Genomic DNA, 14,918 nt, shown 5'->3' with positions numbered 1-14,918 from the left:
CGTGCTAAAAATATTTCCATTCAGTCATATTTTATGAACATAATTATCGTAATACTTTCTTACATGCGTTGGCCTGCGCAGGCTACGCTGTAAAAGGTCATATATAACTGTAAGTTAAGCCCGGCACTCTTTTATCCTGTCAGTTAGCGCTATTCATGGCATTTTTTAAACTGCCAGCGAACCCTATAAAGATCGCCAGGATTTGATTAAACGGATTCAGGATATGAAGTAATACCTCTGGCGGGGTAAGGACTTTATCCGCCTGAACCTAAAGATTAATTCAAGGGGACGACCATGGGTGAATTTTATTCGTCGGTAATGGATTTGTTTTACCGAATCTCAATGTGGGTTGCCGGATTGGCGCTGTTGATTATGGTGGCCGTTATTCCCGTTGGGATATTTGCGCGCTATGTGATGAACAGCGCGCTGTCATGGCCGGAACCGGTCGCCATTCTTTGCATGGTGACATTCACCTTTGTTGGCGCAGCGGTGAGCTATCGCGCGGGTTCCCATATCGCTGTCAGCATGGTGACCGACCGCCTGAGCGAGGGCGCGCAGCGAATCTGTTTCATTGTGGCGGATCTGATGCTGATGGCCGTCAGCCTGTTTATCCTCTGGTACGGCTCCCTGCTGTGCTACGACCTGTGGGAACAGCCGGTGGCGGAATTTCCTCTGTTATCAGCGGGAGAGAACTACCTGCCGTTGCCTGTCGGCTCTGCCATCACGCTGCTTTTCATTATCGAGAAAATTTTCCGTGGTTCGCAGTATCAACGTCCTGTCGTCATGCTGGGCTCAACCCATTAATGCGCGACCCCATTTCATAAAGGAAAGCAGATGGATGCATTTATTCTCGTCTTTACGCTCGGCATTATGCTGGCGATTGGGGTGCCGGTAGCATACGCGGTGGGCATTAGCGCGATCGTTGGCGCCTGGTATATCGACATTCCCCTGGAAGCGGTCATGATCCAGCTCACCAGCGGCGTGAACAAATTTTCGCTGCTGGCGATCCCATTTTTTATTCTGGCGGGGGCGATTATGGCGGAGGGCGGTATTGCGCGTCGCCTGGTGAACTTCGCCTACATCTTTGTCGGCTTTATACGCGGCGGGCTGTCGCTGGTGAACATTGTGGCGTCTACCTTTTTTGGCGCGATTTCCGGCTCGTCCGTCGCGGATACGGCGTCTATCGGCTCGGTGATGATCCCGGAGATGGATAAAAAAGGCTATCCGCGTGACTTCGCGGCGGCGGTCACCGCCAGCGGCTCCGTACAGGCGATCCTGACGCCGCCCAGCCACAACTCGGTGATTTATTCGCTGGCGACGGGCGGTACGGTGTCGATTGCCGCGCTGTTTATCGCCGGCATTCTGCCGGGGCTGCTGTTAAGTTTTACCCTGATGGTGATGTGCGTCGGTTTTGCCCATAAGCGCGGTTATCCGAAAGGCGAGCGGGTGCCGTTTCGCCAGGCGTTGAAGATTTTTGTCGATACGCTGTGGGGGCTGATGACGGTTGTCATCATCATGGGCGGGATCCTCTCTGGCATCTTCACCGCGACGGAATCGGCGGCGATCGCCTGTCTGTGGGCCTTCTTCGTCACTATGTTTATCTACCGCGACTACAAATGGTCTGAACTGCCGAAGCTGATGTACCGCACGGTAAAAACGGTCACCATTGTGATGATCCTGATCGGGTTCGCCGCCGCATTCGGCGCCATCATGACCTACATGCAGCTGCCGATGCGCATTACCGAGGCGTTCACCAGTATTTCAGATAACAAATACGTCATCCTGATGTGCATTAACATTATGCTGCTGCTGATCGGGACACTGATGGACATGGCGCCGCTGATCCTGATCCTGACGCCTGTTCTGCTGCCGGTCACTACGGCATTGGGTATTGATCCGGTGCATTTCGGCATGATCATGCTGGTGAATCTTGGGATCGGCCTGATTACGCCGCCGGTGGGATCGGTGCTGTTTGTTGCCAGTGCGGTGAGTAAGCAGAAAATAGAGCAGGTGGTGAAGGCGATGCTGCCGTTCTACGCGGTACTCTTCCTGGTGTTGATGTTAGTGACCTATATTCCGGCGATCTCGCTGTTCCTGCCGAAACTGTTTGGGGTGATGTGATAAATGCCCGGTGGCGCTGGCGCTTACCGGGCCTACAAATGGCACTGCCGTAGGCCGGATAAGGCGGAGCCGCCATCCGGCGCAGACATATTTTTAAGGAGACTTAGCGGCGAACAGCGATCGCTTCGATCTCGATTTTTACGTCTTTCGGCAGACGCGCAACTTCAACGCATGAACGTGCCGGGAAGGTCGCATTATGCTCGGTGAAGAACGCTTCATAGGTCGCATTCACGGTCGCGAAGTCGTTCAGGTCTTTAACGAACACGGTTGTTTTCACGATGTCGCCCACTTTCAGGCCTGCGGCTTCGACGATAGCTTTTACGTTTTCCAGCGACTGGCGCGCCTGAGCGGACACGTCATCCGGTACGCTGCCGGTTTTTGGATCAACCGGGATCTGACCGGAAGTGATGATCATGCTGCCCAGGTCAACGCCCTGAACGTATGGGCCGATAGCTGCGGGTGCATTTTCCGTCGCGATAGTTTTGCTCATGATTTCTCCTGAATTACAGCGGTAAATTAGGTACAGGCCATTATAGGGAGCCGGATACCCATTACCAACCTCAATTAGTTGGCCAGCACCACATAATGCGAAAACTCTTTTTCGCAGTATTTACATTTGAGCGCAATGTCATCTGTGCGTTTTTTCACTGCAAAACTGGATGAAACCGGCTCAGCATGACTGATGCAGTTGCTGTTCGGGCAGACCAGCACGTTGTCGATGCGATCCGGCAGGCTTGGGCGCGATTTGCCCACCACATCATAGTTATCGATGCGGTTTACCGTTGCCTGCGGCGCGTACAGGGAGAGCTGGTTAACCTGTTCTTCGGTCAGGAAGGTGTTCTCGATTTTAATCAGGTCTTTACGCCCCATCTCGCCGGACGGCAGGTTAAGGCCGATGGTGATGCGCTGATCGGTCTCGGTCAGTTTGAACAGCGTCAGTAACTTAAAGCCAACCTGCGCGGGAATGTGGTCGATTACGGTGCCACGTTTGATCGCTTCAACCTGTAGTTTATTGTCGTGTGTCATCTCTTTTCCCCTTACAGTGCCAGATCGCTATTCAGAACCAGTGCCAGTAACGCCTGGCGAGCGAAAATACCGTTTCCTGCCTGCTGGAAGTACCAGGCGTGCGGCGTTTTATCTACGTCGGTGGTGATCTCATCAATACGCGGCAGCGGATGCAGAACCTTCATGTTTTCACGCGCGCCGTTCAGGTCGCTGGCGCGCAGGACAAACTGCGCTTTGACGTTGGCGTATTCGGACGGGTCCAGACGCTCTTTCTGCACGCGGGTCATATACAGAATATCCACTTCCGCCATCACCTCTTCGATGGCGCTGTGCAGACTCCAGGCAATGCCTTTCTCATCCAGCATATCCAGAATGTATTGCGGCATCGCCAGCGCGTCCGGCGCGATAAAGTAGAAGCGGTTGCCGTCAAACTTCGCCAGCGCCTGCGTCAGTGAGTGTACGGTTCGGCCATATTTCAGGTCGCCGACCATAGCGATATTCAGATTGTCCAGGCGGCCCTGGGTTTCCTGAATGGTAAACAGATCCAGCAGCGTCTGGGTCGGATGCTGGTTTGCGCCGTCGCCGGCGTTCAGTACCGGCACGTTGCCGGAGAACTCGGTCGCCAGACGCGCTGCGCCTTCCTGTGGGTGACGCATCACAATCGCGTCCACATAAGTGCTGATAACGGAGATGGTATCCGCCAGCGTCTCGCCTTTTTTGCCCAGCGACGTGTTAGCGCTGTCGGAGAAGCCCACCACGCTGGCGCCGAGGCGGTGCATCGAGGTTTCAAACGACAGGCGGGTGCGTGTGGATGCCTCGAAGAAGCAGCTGGCGATCACTTTATGCTTCAGCAGCTCCGGCTGTGGATTGGCTTTTAATTTCGCCGCCGTCGCCAGGACCAGATTGAGGTCATCGCGGCTGAGGTCGTTTATGGAAATGATGTGTTTTTGGTATAGCGGGTTAGCCATGTTTATCTCCTGACGCCTGGGCAAAAAAAAAGCCCCTCAATGAGGGGCCTGGAATAGGTGAGCAACGGGAAGAAAAACGGCAGTCCAGCGTCTGTTTTCAGACGCGGTAAGACAGAATGTCGTACACACTGAACCATACTTCCTCCCGGCAAATTGTCCGCGATTATACTCAGCTATGTTATGGGATCAAGCGATTAATGCACATTTTATTCATCGCAAACGGTTCTCATGAATAAGAATTCATTTTTAATAAATAATTAATTTGCTTGTGAACAAGCCCGGTGCGCTGTACAACCCGTGGCGCGACCCAGACGATACTGCTGCCCGCGATCACACCTAAAATTTCCGGCAGGGCGTGATAATCCAGGATTCTGGCAACGGCGCGGCCATAACCGGCCACCGTGTGGATAAGGATAAATTCGCTATTGTGTTCCACGCTGACCACCATCTCGGATATCGATCGCGCAGCGTCAGGAGCGGGGCGCAATTGCGGATTTACGGAATAAATTTTTTGTCCCTTTGTATTTCTTATTTTTATGACGCCGAGCAGTTTCAACAGACGTGAAACGGTCGACTGGCTGATGCCTTCGAAGCCGTGGTTTTGCAGATCGCGACGTATTTCCTCCTGGGATAAGTAACTTTTTTCTGTAATCAGGCGCTGACATACCGCCAGTTGCTGCTGTTCTTTGGCGGAGCAATCATTGTATTCCTTCATATATGCACCTTGCTTTGTCATTGATATCAATGGACTAGCGAAATTCATCCTGTTTGTCACATTGATAACGAATCAACCGGTCGGTTTTGCAGGAAAGTGAGAAGCCAGTCAAAAAAGAAAGCGTATTGGCTGCGTTCGTTTGCCGGATGGCGGCGCTAAAGCGCCTTATCCGGCCTACGGAATACGCAACCTGTTGGCCTGTGCCGGATGGCGGCGCTAAAGCGCCTTATCCGGCCTACGAAATGCGTAACTTGTAGGCCGGATAAGCGAAGCGCCATCCGGCGGGAGTTACAGCATTGCGCCAACGCTCAAAACAGCCATATTCAGTAGCGTCAGGATCAGCAGCAGCGGCGCGACCCACTTCAGATACCGCACATACGGCACACGCGCAATCGCCAGACCTCCCATTACGACCGCCGACGTCGGCGTAATCAGGTTCACAATCCCGGACGCCGATTGATACGCCGTCACCACCAGATCCCGTTGCACATGGGCGAAGTCCGCTAACGGCGCCATGATCGGCATGGTCAACACCGCCAGACCAGAGGAAGAGGGCACCAGGAATGAGAGCAATACTTCCAGCCAGTAAGTGACATTGATAAAAATGGTGGTGGACAAGCCAGATACCAGATTTTCCGCGCTGTGCAAAATGGTATGCGTAATCATGCCATTATCCATCACCACCACAATGCCGCGTGCAATACCGATAATCAGCGCTACGCCAAGCAGATCCCGCGCGCCGTCGATAAACGTACTGGTGAACGCCTCTTCGCTCATCCGGGCGATAACGCCGACGATAATCGCGGACGCCAGGAAAACGCCGGAAATTTCCGCCATCCACCAGCCGAGAACCGCGACGCCGTAAATCATCACGGCAAAGGCGGCGGCGAAAATCAGCAAGATCCATTTGCGGGTTGCGGTGAACTCCAGCAGCGTGCTGGAACGGTTGCCAAGAAAGTGAGCGCGGTTCTCCTCCATCTTATCTGCCACGATAGATAACTCCGGGTTGCTGCGCACTTTGCGGGCATAGCGCATCACCCAGACCACGCAAATAACATAACCAACGACCAGCAGAATGATGCGTAACAGCATACCCTGAGTGAACGGGATTCCGGCGGCGTTGGCGGCAATCACCGTGGCAAAAGGGTTGATGGTCGAACCGAGTGTGCCAATACCTGCGCCGAGCAGCACGGTGGCGGCCGCGACCAGCGGATCGAATCGAGCGGCCATCATCACCGGGACCAACAGCGTGTAGAAGGGGAGTGACTCTTCCGCCATCCCGTAAATCGTCCCGCCTGCGGCAAAGAGTCCCATCAGTATGGGGATCATCCACTCCTCTTTGCCGTTGAGCCGTACCGTGACGCGTTCAATACCCGCATCGATTGCACCGGTTTTGTTCACTACGCCGAGAAAGCCGCCGATGATTAGTACAAACAACGCCACATCGATTGCGCCTGCGGTATAGGTTTCGTGGTTGTAGAGGCCGTCAATGGGGGCTAACAGTACGGCGGTAATCCCTTGCGGATGCGACTCGGCAGGAGCATAGGTGCCCGCGACCGGAACCTCTTTACCCAACGTGGGGTTCATCGCCATCTGGTATTTGCCCGCCGGGACAATCCAGGTCATCACAGCGACCAGTGCGATAAGAATAAACAGGATGGTATACGCGCTGGGAAATTTAAATTTGCCCATGGTGTTCTCTCCAGATAACACGGGCATGCGTCGTCAGGCGGCACATGCCCGGAGGGGTTAGTCGCCGAGCGTCGCCACCATGACCGCTTTAATGGTGTGCATACGGTTTTCCGCTTCGTCAAACACGATGGAGTGGGCTGACTCGAACACCTCTTCCGTCACCTCCAGTCCTTTCAGGCCATAGGCGGCCTCGATTTCACGGCCCACTTTGGTGTGCTCGTTGTGGAAGGCGGGCAGGCAGTGCATAAACTTCACGTTGGGGTTGCCGGTGGCGTTGATGACCTGCTGGTTGATCTGGTAGGGCTTCATCAGGCTGACGCGCTCCGCCCACGCCTCTTTTGGTTCGCCCATCGACACCCAGACATCGGTATAGAGGAAATCTACGTCATAAACGCCTTCCTCCACGTCCTCGGTTAGCGTAATGCGCGCGCCGGTGACGCTGGCGATGTCGCGGCACTGCGCCACCAGTGCGTCGTCCGGCCAGAAGGATTTCGGCGCGACCAGGCGGATGTCCATCCCCATTTTTGCCGCGCCGACCATCAGCGAATTGCCCATGTTATTGCGGGCGTCGCCGAGGTAAGCGAAGCTGAGTTCAGGCAGCGTTTTGCCCGGCGCATGTTCCAGCATGGTCATCAGGTCGGCGAGGATCTGCGTAGGGTGAAATTCATCGGTCAGGCCGTTCCACACCGGTACGCCCGCGTACTGCCCCAGTTCTTCAACGATCTGCTGACCAAAACCGCGATACTCAATGCCGTCATACATCCGGCCCAGCACGCGGGCGGTATCTTTCATGGATTCTTTATGCCCAATCTGCGAGCCGCTTGGCCCGAGATAGGTCACCTGTGCGCCCTGATCGAATGCGCCGACCTCAAACGCGCAGCGGGTGCGGGTGGAGGTTTTTTCGAAAATTAGCGCGATGTTTTTACCGACCAGCGTTTGCTTCTCGCGCCCGGCTTTTTTTGCCGCTTTCAGCTCGATGGCCAGATCGATCAGGTACTGGATCTCCGTCGGAGTGAAGTCGAGCAGTTTAAGAAAGTTGCGATTTTTCAGTGAAGTAGCCATTACAGTGTCCTTGTTAAAATGAATTACCTGATGGCGCTGCGCTTATCAGGCCTACGGTTATGCGCGTGCTGTAGGCCGGATAAGGCACCGCCGCCATCCGGCAGAAATCGACTTATGCGTCGTAATCGACGGTTTCGGGTCGAATCAGAGTGCCTTTGTCACCGCTGAGAATGGCCGGGCCGTCGGCCAGTGAACCGATACCGGCAATCCCCTGGCAGTGGCTGACAAACTCGGCGCAGGCGGTGACTTTCGGCCCCATCGAACCGGCATCGAACTGCATTTCGCTGAGCAGTTCCGGCGTTACCTGAGCCAGCGGGCGTTGGGTTGGCTTGCCCCAGTCGAGGTACACCGCGTCGGCATCGGTCAGGATCAGCAGCGCGTCCGCGTGGATTTGACTGGCGAGCAGAGCGGCAGAGAGGTCTTTGTCGATCACCGCTTCAATGCCATGAAAACCATCGGCTTTTTCCACTACCGGCACGCCGCCGCCGCCGTTGCAGATCACGAGATGGTCGCGGGCGATCAGGGCGCGGATCGCGTCGCTCTCAACGATGCGTTTGGGCTGTGGCGAAGGCACTACGCGGCGAAACGCTTTTCCGTCGGCTTTGAAAATCCAGCCTTTTTCCGCCTGTAGCGCGTTGGCCTGGTCGCCGTCATAAACCGGGCCGATATATTTGGTTGGGTTGCGGAATGCCGGATCGTCGGCGTCCACTTCCACCTGAGTGAGCAGGACGCTGATTTCACGCTGCGGAAGCTGGTTTTTCAGCGACTGTTGCAGCATGTAGCCGATCATCCCCTGGCTTTCCGCGCCCAGAATATCGAGCGGGTAGGGGGTGACGCGGTCATAGGCGCTGTTCTGCAACGCCAGCAGGCCAACCTGCGGGCCGTTGCCGTGTACCAGCACCACGCGCCACTGTTGCGTCAGTTGGGCGATGGTTTTTGCCGCCAGATCGATGTTTTTGCGCTGGATATCCGCTTCCAGCGGTTCGCCGCGTTTGAGCAGCGCATTGCCGCCCAGTGCGACAACCAGAGTGGGTTTGTTGTCCATAATCGCTTCCTTAAATGCCGTCGCGTTCCAGCGGGCAGCTCATGCAGCGCGCGCCGCCGCGTCCGCGTCCCAGTTCATCGCCAGGAATGGGCAGAACGGTGATGCCCGCTTTGTCGTATTTTTCGTTGGTCCAGATGTTGCGCTCGTAGCCGACCACCACACCGGGGCGCAGGGTGAGAACGTTATTGGCGTCATTCCACTGCTCACGTTCGGCTTCGAAGGCATCGCCGCCAGTGGTGATCAAACGCACCTGATCAATGCCGAGGGCTTTTTCGATGGCGTGTACCAGCGTGCTTTCCTGGGTACGCTTCAGCCCGCCGCGCCCGTCCGGTGTTAAGGTCCAGCACTGGACGTCCGGGCGAACCACTTCCGGGTAGACGGAGAAGGTGTCGATGTCGATATGGGTCATGACGGTATCGAGGTGCATGCAGGAACGGTGTTTTGGCAACTCAACGGCGATGACGCGCTCGGCCTGGCGATGTTTAAACAGCGACTGGGCGAGGAACTCGATCCCCTGCGGGGTGGTACGTTCAGACATGCCAATCAGCACGGCGCCGCGACCAATAACCAGCACGTCCCCGCCTTCTAACGTGGCATGGTCGTAATTAATGTTTTCGTCGCCGAAATATTTAATAAATTCGCCATCTGCAAATTGTGGATGCCAGCGATAAATTGCCCGCAGATTATTGGTTTCACGCTGGCGCGCTGTTTTTGCCATTGGGTTGATCGACACGCCGTTATATATCCAGCATGAGGTATCGCGGGTAAATAAGTGATTGGGTAATGGCTTCATAATAAAGTCATTAATATCGTGTGTATCAACCACCATATTTTTAATCGAGGCGGGGATTTCGCCATATGTCAGCCCACCGCTTAAATGGCGCGCTAATTCCCGGTGCGGCATATCCGCCAGCCAGGCGCGAATATCCGCCGCGAACGTCGGGCCCAGGCGATAGTCGGAGATTTGTGTTTCCAGCAGCCAGGTCTTGGCTTCGATAACATCCAGTGTTTGCGTCAGCAGGTCGGTTAGCAGCAACACCTCTATGCCTTGTTGGCGTAACGTATTAGCGAAAATATCGTGCTCTTCGCCTGCGCGTTCCACCGACAGAACGTCATCAAAAAGCAGCTCCTGGCAATTTGACGGCGTCAGTCTTTTCAGACTGAGATTAGGGCGGTGTAACATCACACTACGTAATTGACCGATTTCAGAACCGACATAATGTTTTTCCATCACGATACCTTTTACTCAATTTTCAGGAATAAAGAAGTGGTGGCTGCAAATAATTAAATTGTTTGCAGTCATTACTGTTCAGCTAATTTTCGGAAATCATCATTGATTCTAATTCGGTCTGATAATGTGATGTGTTTCACATCAGAAGGGATATTTAATTTTTCTTATTTAATATATGAGCAAGGTCAGAGAAATTGAAAAATAAAGAGAGTAATAACTGAATTACTACGCAATAAAATGTCTTGTTATTCTTTTTTGTTAATTATTTGTAGATGATCTAAATTTATTATTTGATTCTATCTTGTTGATTTTATGATATTTTATTTTTGTCTGTGCATAGGTATGCGGGAGGGTTATTTTATTATTTTTACCTTAACGTAAATCATAAAATAACTATGGTGATAAATGCAGGTTATGCAGGGAAAAGGAAGTGTGATCAACAAGGTGTTTTTCTGATAAACCCTTTTATAACAGCATGTTAAGATTTTTACTGTAACGTGGAGGGGGAAAGTTATGCAAAGGATATGCATAATCTTCGATGACGATTAACAGTCGGACAACATCTTCAGCGATAAACATGCGCTGACGCAAAACATCGTGAAATAGAAGTGGTATGGCAGCGGTTTTTTTCGTATAACCATAAAAATGAAACGTTGTTTTATTTAAGGAGTCTGTGATGATCGTTGGCAATATCCACAATCTGCAACCCTGGCTGCCGGACGTGCTGCGTCAGGCCATTGAACATATTAAAGCGCATGTGACGGATGAAACGGCAAAGGGCAAGCATGATATCGACGGCAATCGCCTGTTTTATCTGGTTTCGGAAGACATGACCGAGCCGTTTGAAAAGCGTCGTGCGGAGTATCACGCGCGCTATCTCGATATTCAGATCGTATTAAAGGGGCAGGAAGGAATGACCTTCAGCACCCAGCCTGCGGGCGCGCCGGAAACTGACTGGCTGGTGGATAAAGACATCGCGTTTTTGCCTGAAGGGGCAGAGGAGAAAACGGTGATCCTTAATGAAGGCGATTTTGTGGTCTTTTACCCGGGGGAAGTCCATAAGCCGCTGTGCGCCGTAGGGGCGCCAGCTCAGGTACGCAAAGCGGTCGTTAAGCTGCTGGTCGAGTAAGTTGTATTGCCGGGTGGCGACGCAAAACGTCTTACCCGGCCTACGGGAGCACGATCTGTAGGCCGGATAAGACGTAATCGTTATTTCGCCAGCGTTGCCACCATCACCGCTTTGATGGTGTGCATCCGGTTTTCCGCCTGGTCAAACACGATGCTGGCCGGAGATTCAAACACCGCATCGGTCACTTCCATCCCGCCGTGCAAACCGAACTCTTCGGCCATTTTCTTGCCAAGCGTGGTCTGATCATCGTGGAATGCGGGCAGGCAGTGCAGAAACTTCACCTGAGGATTACCGGTCTGCGCCATCATCGCGCTGTTTACCTGATACTGACGCAGCAGTGCGATACGCTCCGCCCATTTCTCTTTTGCTTCACCCATCGACACCCATACGTCGGTATAGATAAAGTCCGCGCCTTTCACGCCCGCTGCGATATCTTCAGTCAGCGTAATATCGCCGCCGTTCTTTTGCGCCAGCGCTTTGCACTCTGCGACCAGGCTTGCTTCCGGCCAGCAGGCCTGCGGAGCCACCAGACGTAAATCCAGCCCTGTCAGCGCGGCGGCTTCCAGCATGGAATTTCCCATGTTGTTACGCGCATCGCCAGCGTAAACCAGGGTCATCTCATTGAAGGCTTTGCCCGGCAGATGTTCCTGCATGGTCAGCAAATCCGCCAGCAGCTGCGTGGGGTGAAACTCGTTGGTCAACCCGTTCCACACGGGAACGCCTGCATATTCCGCCAGCGTTTCGACCACTTCCTGGCCGTGGCCGCGGTACTGAATACCGTCATACATGCGTCCCAGTACGCGAGCGGTGTCTTTAATTGACTCTTTATGCCCAATCTGGCTGCCGCTTGGCCCAAGGTACGTTACGCGAGCGCCCTGATCGTATGCGGCAACTTCGAAAGAGCATCGGGTGCGGGTCGAGTCTTTTTCGAAGATGAGCGCGATGTTTTTGCCGGTCAGTCTGGCGACTTCTACGCCGTTTTTCTTGTCGGCTTTCAGTTTGGCGGCGAGTTGCAGCAGAGCGGTGAGTTCAGCGGAGGTGAAATCGAGTAATTTCAAAAAATGTTTCTGATAAAACGTAGACATGGTTCCCTCACATGGCAAAGGCCATTTGTTGAATTAAAATTCAATTTATATGGATGATTATGCATTTGCAACCCCATTTAACAAATCTTTCCTGGAAAGGTGGAGGCAATGACAGCGGTGTGTGACAATAAGAGTATCGGCAGGACATTTATGAGGAACGAGCCATGGCAAACCCGGAACTACTGGAAGAGCAGCGTGAAGAGACGCGGCTGATTATTGACGAATTACTTGAAGATGGCAGCGATCCAGATGCGCTGTACACTATCGAGCACCACTTTTCCGCTGACGACTTCGAAACGCTGGAAAAAGCAGCCGTAGAAGCGTTCAAACTCGGTTATGAAGTGACCGAGCCGGAAGAGCTGGAAGTGGAAGAAGGCGATACGGTGATTTGCTGCGATATCCTCAGCGAATGTGCGCTGAATGCCGATCTGATTGATGCTCAGGTTGAACAACTGATGAACCTGGCTGAGAAATTTGACGTGGAATATGACGGCTGGGGTACGTACTTCGAAGATCCGAACGGCGAAGAGGGTGAAGACGGCGACGATGAAGATTACGTCGACGAAGACGATGACGGCGTACGCCACTAACTCAGAAGCGGAATGTTTGCATAAATTGCCGGATATGGCGTCGCCTTATCCGGCCTGTGGGTGACTTACAGCGTTTTCAGCATGCGGACTTCGCAGTCAACATGCCCGGTGCAGCCCAGCGGTTCGCTGATATGCTCAAATCCCAGATGTTCATACAGGCCAATCGCTTCGCGTAAGGATGCGGTGGTTTCCAGGTAGCAGCGTTTAAACCCCTGCTCACGCGCGTGCTCCAGCGCCATCAGCGCCAGTTTCTTCGCCAGCCCCTGGCCGCGCACCGTCGGCAAAAAGTACATTTTTTGCAGTTCGCAGATATCCGGTTCGCTACAGCCTAACGGCGCCACGCCACCGCCGCCCACCACCTGACCGTTCTGCTCGACGACCCAATAGGCCGCGCCTGGCTGACTGTAAACCTGGAACAATTCATCCAGATTAGGATCGGCAACCGTATAACCTTTATCAGCGGTCAGGCCGTATTCAGCGGAAACCTGGCGGATGACGTGGGCGATAGCAGCGTTATCGTCAGCGGTAAGACGGCGTAGCGTAAGGGGAAATAGCGTAGAACTCATTTTATTACTCAATCAAATGATAAATTATCATAGTTATATTTGATACCACCCTCTTTTCGAACATGCAAGACTGTTATTCTCTCTGAGAAAAATTTTTATCATTAACCTGCTGTTTTCGTTGCATTGCTCAAGTTTTATTATTTGAGTTTATCTTAATTTTTCTCCCGGAGTAAAACGCGATTATATTATTTATCTGGATGATGAATTATGATTAATGATATGTATTTATTAATGTCTCTGCCCCGTGAGATATTTTCTACATCCCATCGCTTTGAAGATTATCATATTGATGATATGCAGTATGGCGATTTGGACGACTGGGATTTTTACTCTCTGGGGTTGAAGGATATCTCTGCTCGGGTTGACCCGTTCAGGTGTTTGCAATTTGATATGATGACTACTTTTAATTCGCAGGCTTTGGATTTCGGCCATCAGCAACCACAAGGTAGGCCTATTAGTCGCCAGCATTGTGCAGATATTCTGTTTGATGAGATGAAAGAACTGTCAGTACAATTCGCTAAAGGGTTATATTCCCCTATTATTGGGGAATTGATTGATCATTTCCATTACGGTAACGGGCAGCTATGGTTTGGAGAACTTCTAAATCGCGCGTATGCAGATGTCATTAGGGGAGCTGGAACAAATGATGTGTTGATGAAAGTCCAAAAGGCGATAAATGGTCGTTTATATTCGGAACGACAGGTGATCCTGGACTATAATTTTTTTATGGAACTCAAAACAGCGATAAAAAGAGACTCGAGGCTGCCAAAGTTCAACCGCTTTATCGACAGATTTAATGGTTTGGGGGTAAGCGTACATGATATTTATGCACAACAAATCAAACTGGTGCGTTTCCAGCGCTATGCCATGTCATGGGAGGGATTACTTTCTTTTAAAGGGCAGGATCATTTTGGTCTGGGCAAAGAGGATATTACCAATACGTTATATAAAAACTTTCGCTTCTTCCGCATCTGGTTTTTTCTACAGCGTCATCGTGACTATGCGTACAGGCCGTTTCTGACAAACTTTAGTGCCCATGTTTGTATTGAGGGTAACGCATGAAGTCAAAACGCGAAGTCGTCATTGTTAGCCTGGTACTGCTGATATGTGGTTATCTGCTTTGGACTCAGCGACCGGTGACTATATTTCGGGCTGAAGTCGGACTCGAAGATGACCCTATGTATTTACATGGACTTTATACCAGCAGTAAACGAGGGTTTATTGACAAGGAGTGGTATGATATTGCGGTTGACCACCTGGCATTAACCGAATGGGGGCGGATTCACTGGTATTTGGAGCACAAAGCTGAACTTAAGAGAAAATACCGTATACCAACGAGTACCTCATACAGTATTGCTTTTTTGGGTATTGGTAGCGGATTTATCGATATTGATAAGTCAGGCGATAGCGATCTGTATTGTTTCTCCCCAAAAAAAGATACAAAAGAAAATTGTATCGAAAAAAATATGCTCCTGGAGGTGGATTTCGATGCAGGAAGTTATGAGCGATTTTCTTTCGGTGACAGTGAGTATTACTGGATAACCATGCCGGACGGGAAGCTTGTTAGAATAAAAAGCGCATAAAATAAAACGCCGGAGAGTAACTCCGGCGCAGTGTAGAAGGGAATAGTGTGGAACTCATTTTGTTACTCAATCAAAGAAATTCATCATGGTTATATTTGATACCACCCTCTTTTCAATCATGCAAGA

18 protein-coding genes are annotated in these 14,918 nt (G+C 52.0%); 7 read left to right on the top strand and 11 right to left on the bottom strand.

All coding sequences use genetic code 11. The annotated features are described in order from the left end of the window. Positions 1-294 precede the first annotated feature (294 nt). Positions 295-804: a TRAP transporter small permease gene (locus tag CKO_RS15250; protein ID WP_012134344.1), complete on the top strand. Its 510-nt coding sequence runs from the start codon at positions 295-297 to the stop codon at positions 802-804. Positions 805-834: 30 nt separating this feature from the next. Then, entirely contained in the window at positions 835-2,121 is a 1,287-nt protein-coding gene (locus tag CKO_RS15245; RefSeq protein ID WP_012134343.1) for a TRAP transporter large permease, read from the top strand. Between the two features lie 103 nt (positions 2,122-2,224). Here the strand turns inward: CKO_RS15245 and ridA are convergent, their stop codons facing one another. From ridA to pyrL, 4 genes are all read right to left on the bottom strand, one after another. Next, the gene (gene ridA / locus CKO_RS15240; protein WP_012134342.1) at positions 2,225-2,611 is read right to left on the bottom strand and encodes a 2-iminobutanoate/2-iminopropanoate deaminase; all 387 of its coding nucleotides are present in this window, start codon (positions 2,609-2,611) and stop codon (positions 2,225-2,227) included. 74 nt (positions 2,612-2,685) lie between these two features. Next, on the bottom strand, positions 2,686-3,147 hold the full coding sequence (pyrI, locus tag CKO_RS15235; protein ID WP_012134341.1) for an aspartate carbamoyltransferase regulatory subunit: 462 nt from the start codon (positions 3,145-3,147) through the stop codon (positions 2,686-2,688). An 11-nt stretch (positions 3,148-3,158) separates the two neighbouring features. Continuing rightward, positions 3,159-4,094, bottom strand: coding sequence for an aspartate carbamoyltransferase (pyrB, locus tag CKO_RS15230; protein WP_012134340.1), 936 nt, complete (start codon positions 4,092-4,094; stop codon positions 3,159-3,161). Between the two features lie 2 nt (positions 4,095-4,096). Next, positions 4,097-4,231, bottom strand: a complete 135-nt coding sequence (gene pyrL / locus CKO_RS15225; RefSeq protein WP_024130768.1) for a pyr operon leader peptide — start codon at positions 4,229-4,231, stop codon at positions 4,097-4,099. Between pyrL and CKO_RS23065 the strand changes: the two genes are divergently transcribed. Further along, complete coding sequence (locus tag CKO_RS23065) at positions 4,211-4,330, top strand: hypothetical protein (protein ID WP_077956855.1); 120 nt, start codon at positions 4,211-4,213, stop codon at positions 4,328-4,330. The two genes, pyrL and CKO_RS23065, sit on opposite strands and share 21 nt — an antisense overlap. On the opposite strand, the gene CKO_RS15220 is transcribed toward CKO_RS23065, so the two are convergent. The 5 genes from CKO_RS15220 to arcA form a co-directional block, all read right to left on the bottom strand. Further along, positions 4,321-4,809, bottom strand: coding sequence for an arginine repressor (locus CKO_RS15220; protein ID WP_024130767.1), 489 nt, complete (start codon positions 4,807-4,809; stop codon positions 4,321-4,323). The two genes, CKO_RS23065 and CKO_RS15220, sit on opposite strands and share 10 nt — an antisense overlap. A gap of 288 nt (positions 4,810-5,097) precedes the next feature. Continuing rightward, on the bottom strand, positions 5,098-6,501 hold the full coding sequence (locus CKO_RS15215) for a YfcC family protein (protein WP_024130766.1): 1,404 nt from the start codon (positions 6,499-6,501) through the stop codon (positions 5,098-5,100). 57 nt (positions 6,502-6,558) lie between these two features. After that, positions 6,559-7,563 (bottom strand): ornithine carbamoyltransferase, encoded by a 1,005-nt coding sequence (gene argF / locus CKO_RS15210; protein WP_012134335.1) that lies wholly within the window; start codon positions 7,561-7,563, stop codon positions 6,559-6,561. A gap of 112 nt (positions 7,564-7,675) precedes the next feature. Next, positions 7,676-8,608, bottom strand: a complete 933-nt coding sequence (gene arcC, locus CKO_RS15205) for a carbamate kinase (RefSeq protein WP_012134334.1) — start codon at positions 8,606-8,608, stop codon at positions 7,676-7,678. A 10-nt stretch (positions 8,609-8,618) separates the two neighbouring features. After that, positions 8,619-9,839 carry an arginine deiminase gene (gene arcA, locus CKO_RS15200; protein WP_012134333.1) on the bottom strand — a complete coding sequence of 407 codons (1,221 nt, stop codon included), beginning with the start codon at positions 9,837-9,839 and terminating at the stop codon, positions 8,619-8,621. Positions 9,840-10,515: 676 nt separating this feature from the next. On the opposite strand from arcA, the gene CKO_RS15195 reads away from it, so the two are divergent. After that, positions 10,516-10,968 (top strand): YhcH/YjgK/YiaL family protein, encoded by a 453-nt coding sequence (locus CKO_RS15195; RefSeq protein ID WP_012134330.1) that lies wholly within the window; start codon positions 10,516-10,518, stop codon positions 10,966-10,968. Between the two features lie 80 nt (positions 10,969-11,048). Here CKO_RS15195 and argF (CKO_RS15190) read toward each other — a convergent pair whose 3' ends face one another. Beyond that, positions 11,049-12,053 carry an ornithine carbamoyltransferase gene (gene argF, locus CKO_RS15190; RefSeq protein WP_012134329.1) on the bottom strand — a complete coding sequence of 335 codons (1,005 nt, stop codon included), beginning with the start codon at positions 12,051-12,053 and terminating at the stop codon, positions 11,049-11,051. A 164-nt stretch (positions 12,054-12,217) separates the two neighbouring features. Here argF (CKO_RS15190) and rraB point away from each other — a divergent pair, with 164 nt between their 5' ends. Continuing rightward, on the top strand, positions 12,218-12,643 hold the full coding sequence (rraB, locus tag CKO_RS15185; protein WP_012134328.1) for a ribonuclease E inhibitor RraB: 426 nt from the start codon (positions 12,218-12,220) through the stop codon (positions 12,641-12,643). 65 nt (positions 12,644-12,708) lie between these two features. Here the strand turns inward: rraB and CKO_RS15180 are convergent, their stop codons facing one another. Then, on the bottom strand, positions 12,709-13,209 hold the full coding sequence (locus CKO_RS15180; protein WP_012134327.1) for a GNAT family N-acetyltransferase: 501 nt from the start codon (positions 13,207-13,209) through the stop codon (positions 12,709-12,711). A 207-nt stretch (positions 13,210-13,416) separates the two neighbouring features. Between CKO_RS15180 and CKO_RS15175 the strand changes: the two genes are divergently transcribed. Next, positions 13,417-14,271, top strand: coding sequence for a DUF3289 family protein (locus tag CKO_RS15175; RefSeq protein ID WP_012134326.1), 855 nt, complete (start codon positions 13,417-13,419; stop codon positions 14,269-14,271). Continuing rightward, positions 14,268-14,792 carry a DUF943 family protein gene (locus tag CKO_RS15170; RefSeq protein ID WP_012134325.1) on the top strand — a complete coding sequence of 175 codons (525 nt, stop codon included), beginning with the start codon at positions 14,268-14,270 and terminating at the stop codon, positions 14,790-14,792. Before CKO_RS15175 ends, CKO_RS15170 begins: the two co-directional genes overlap by 4 nt. The last annotated feature ends 126 nt before the right edge of the window (positions 14,793-14,918 follow it).

Source organism: Citrobacter koseri ATCC BAA-895, assembly GCF_000018045.1.
Classification (GTDB): domain Bacteria; phylum Pseudomonadota; class Gammaproteobacteria; order Enterobacterales; family Enterobacteriaceae; genus Citrobacter_B; species Citrobacter_B koseri.
Note: the sequence above shows the minus strand (reverse complement) of the source record. Positions and strands in the feature narration are given on the sequence as shown.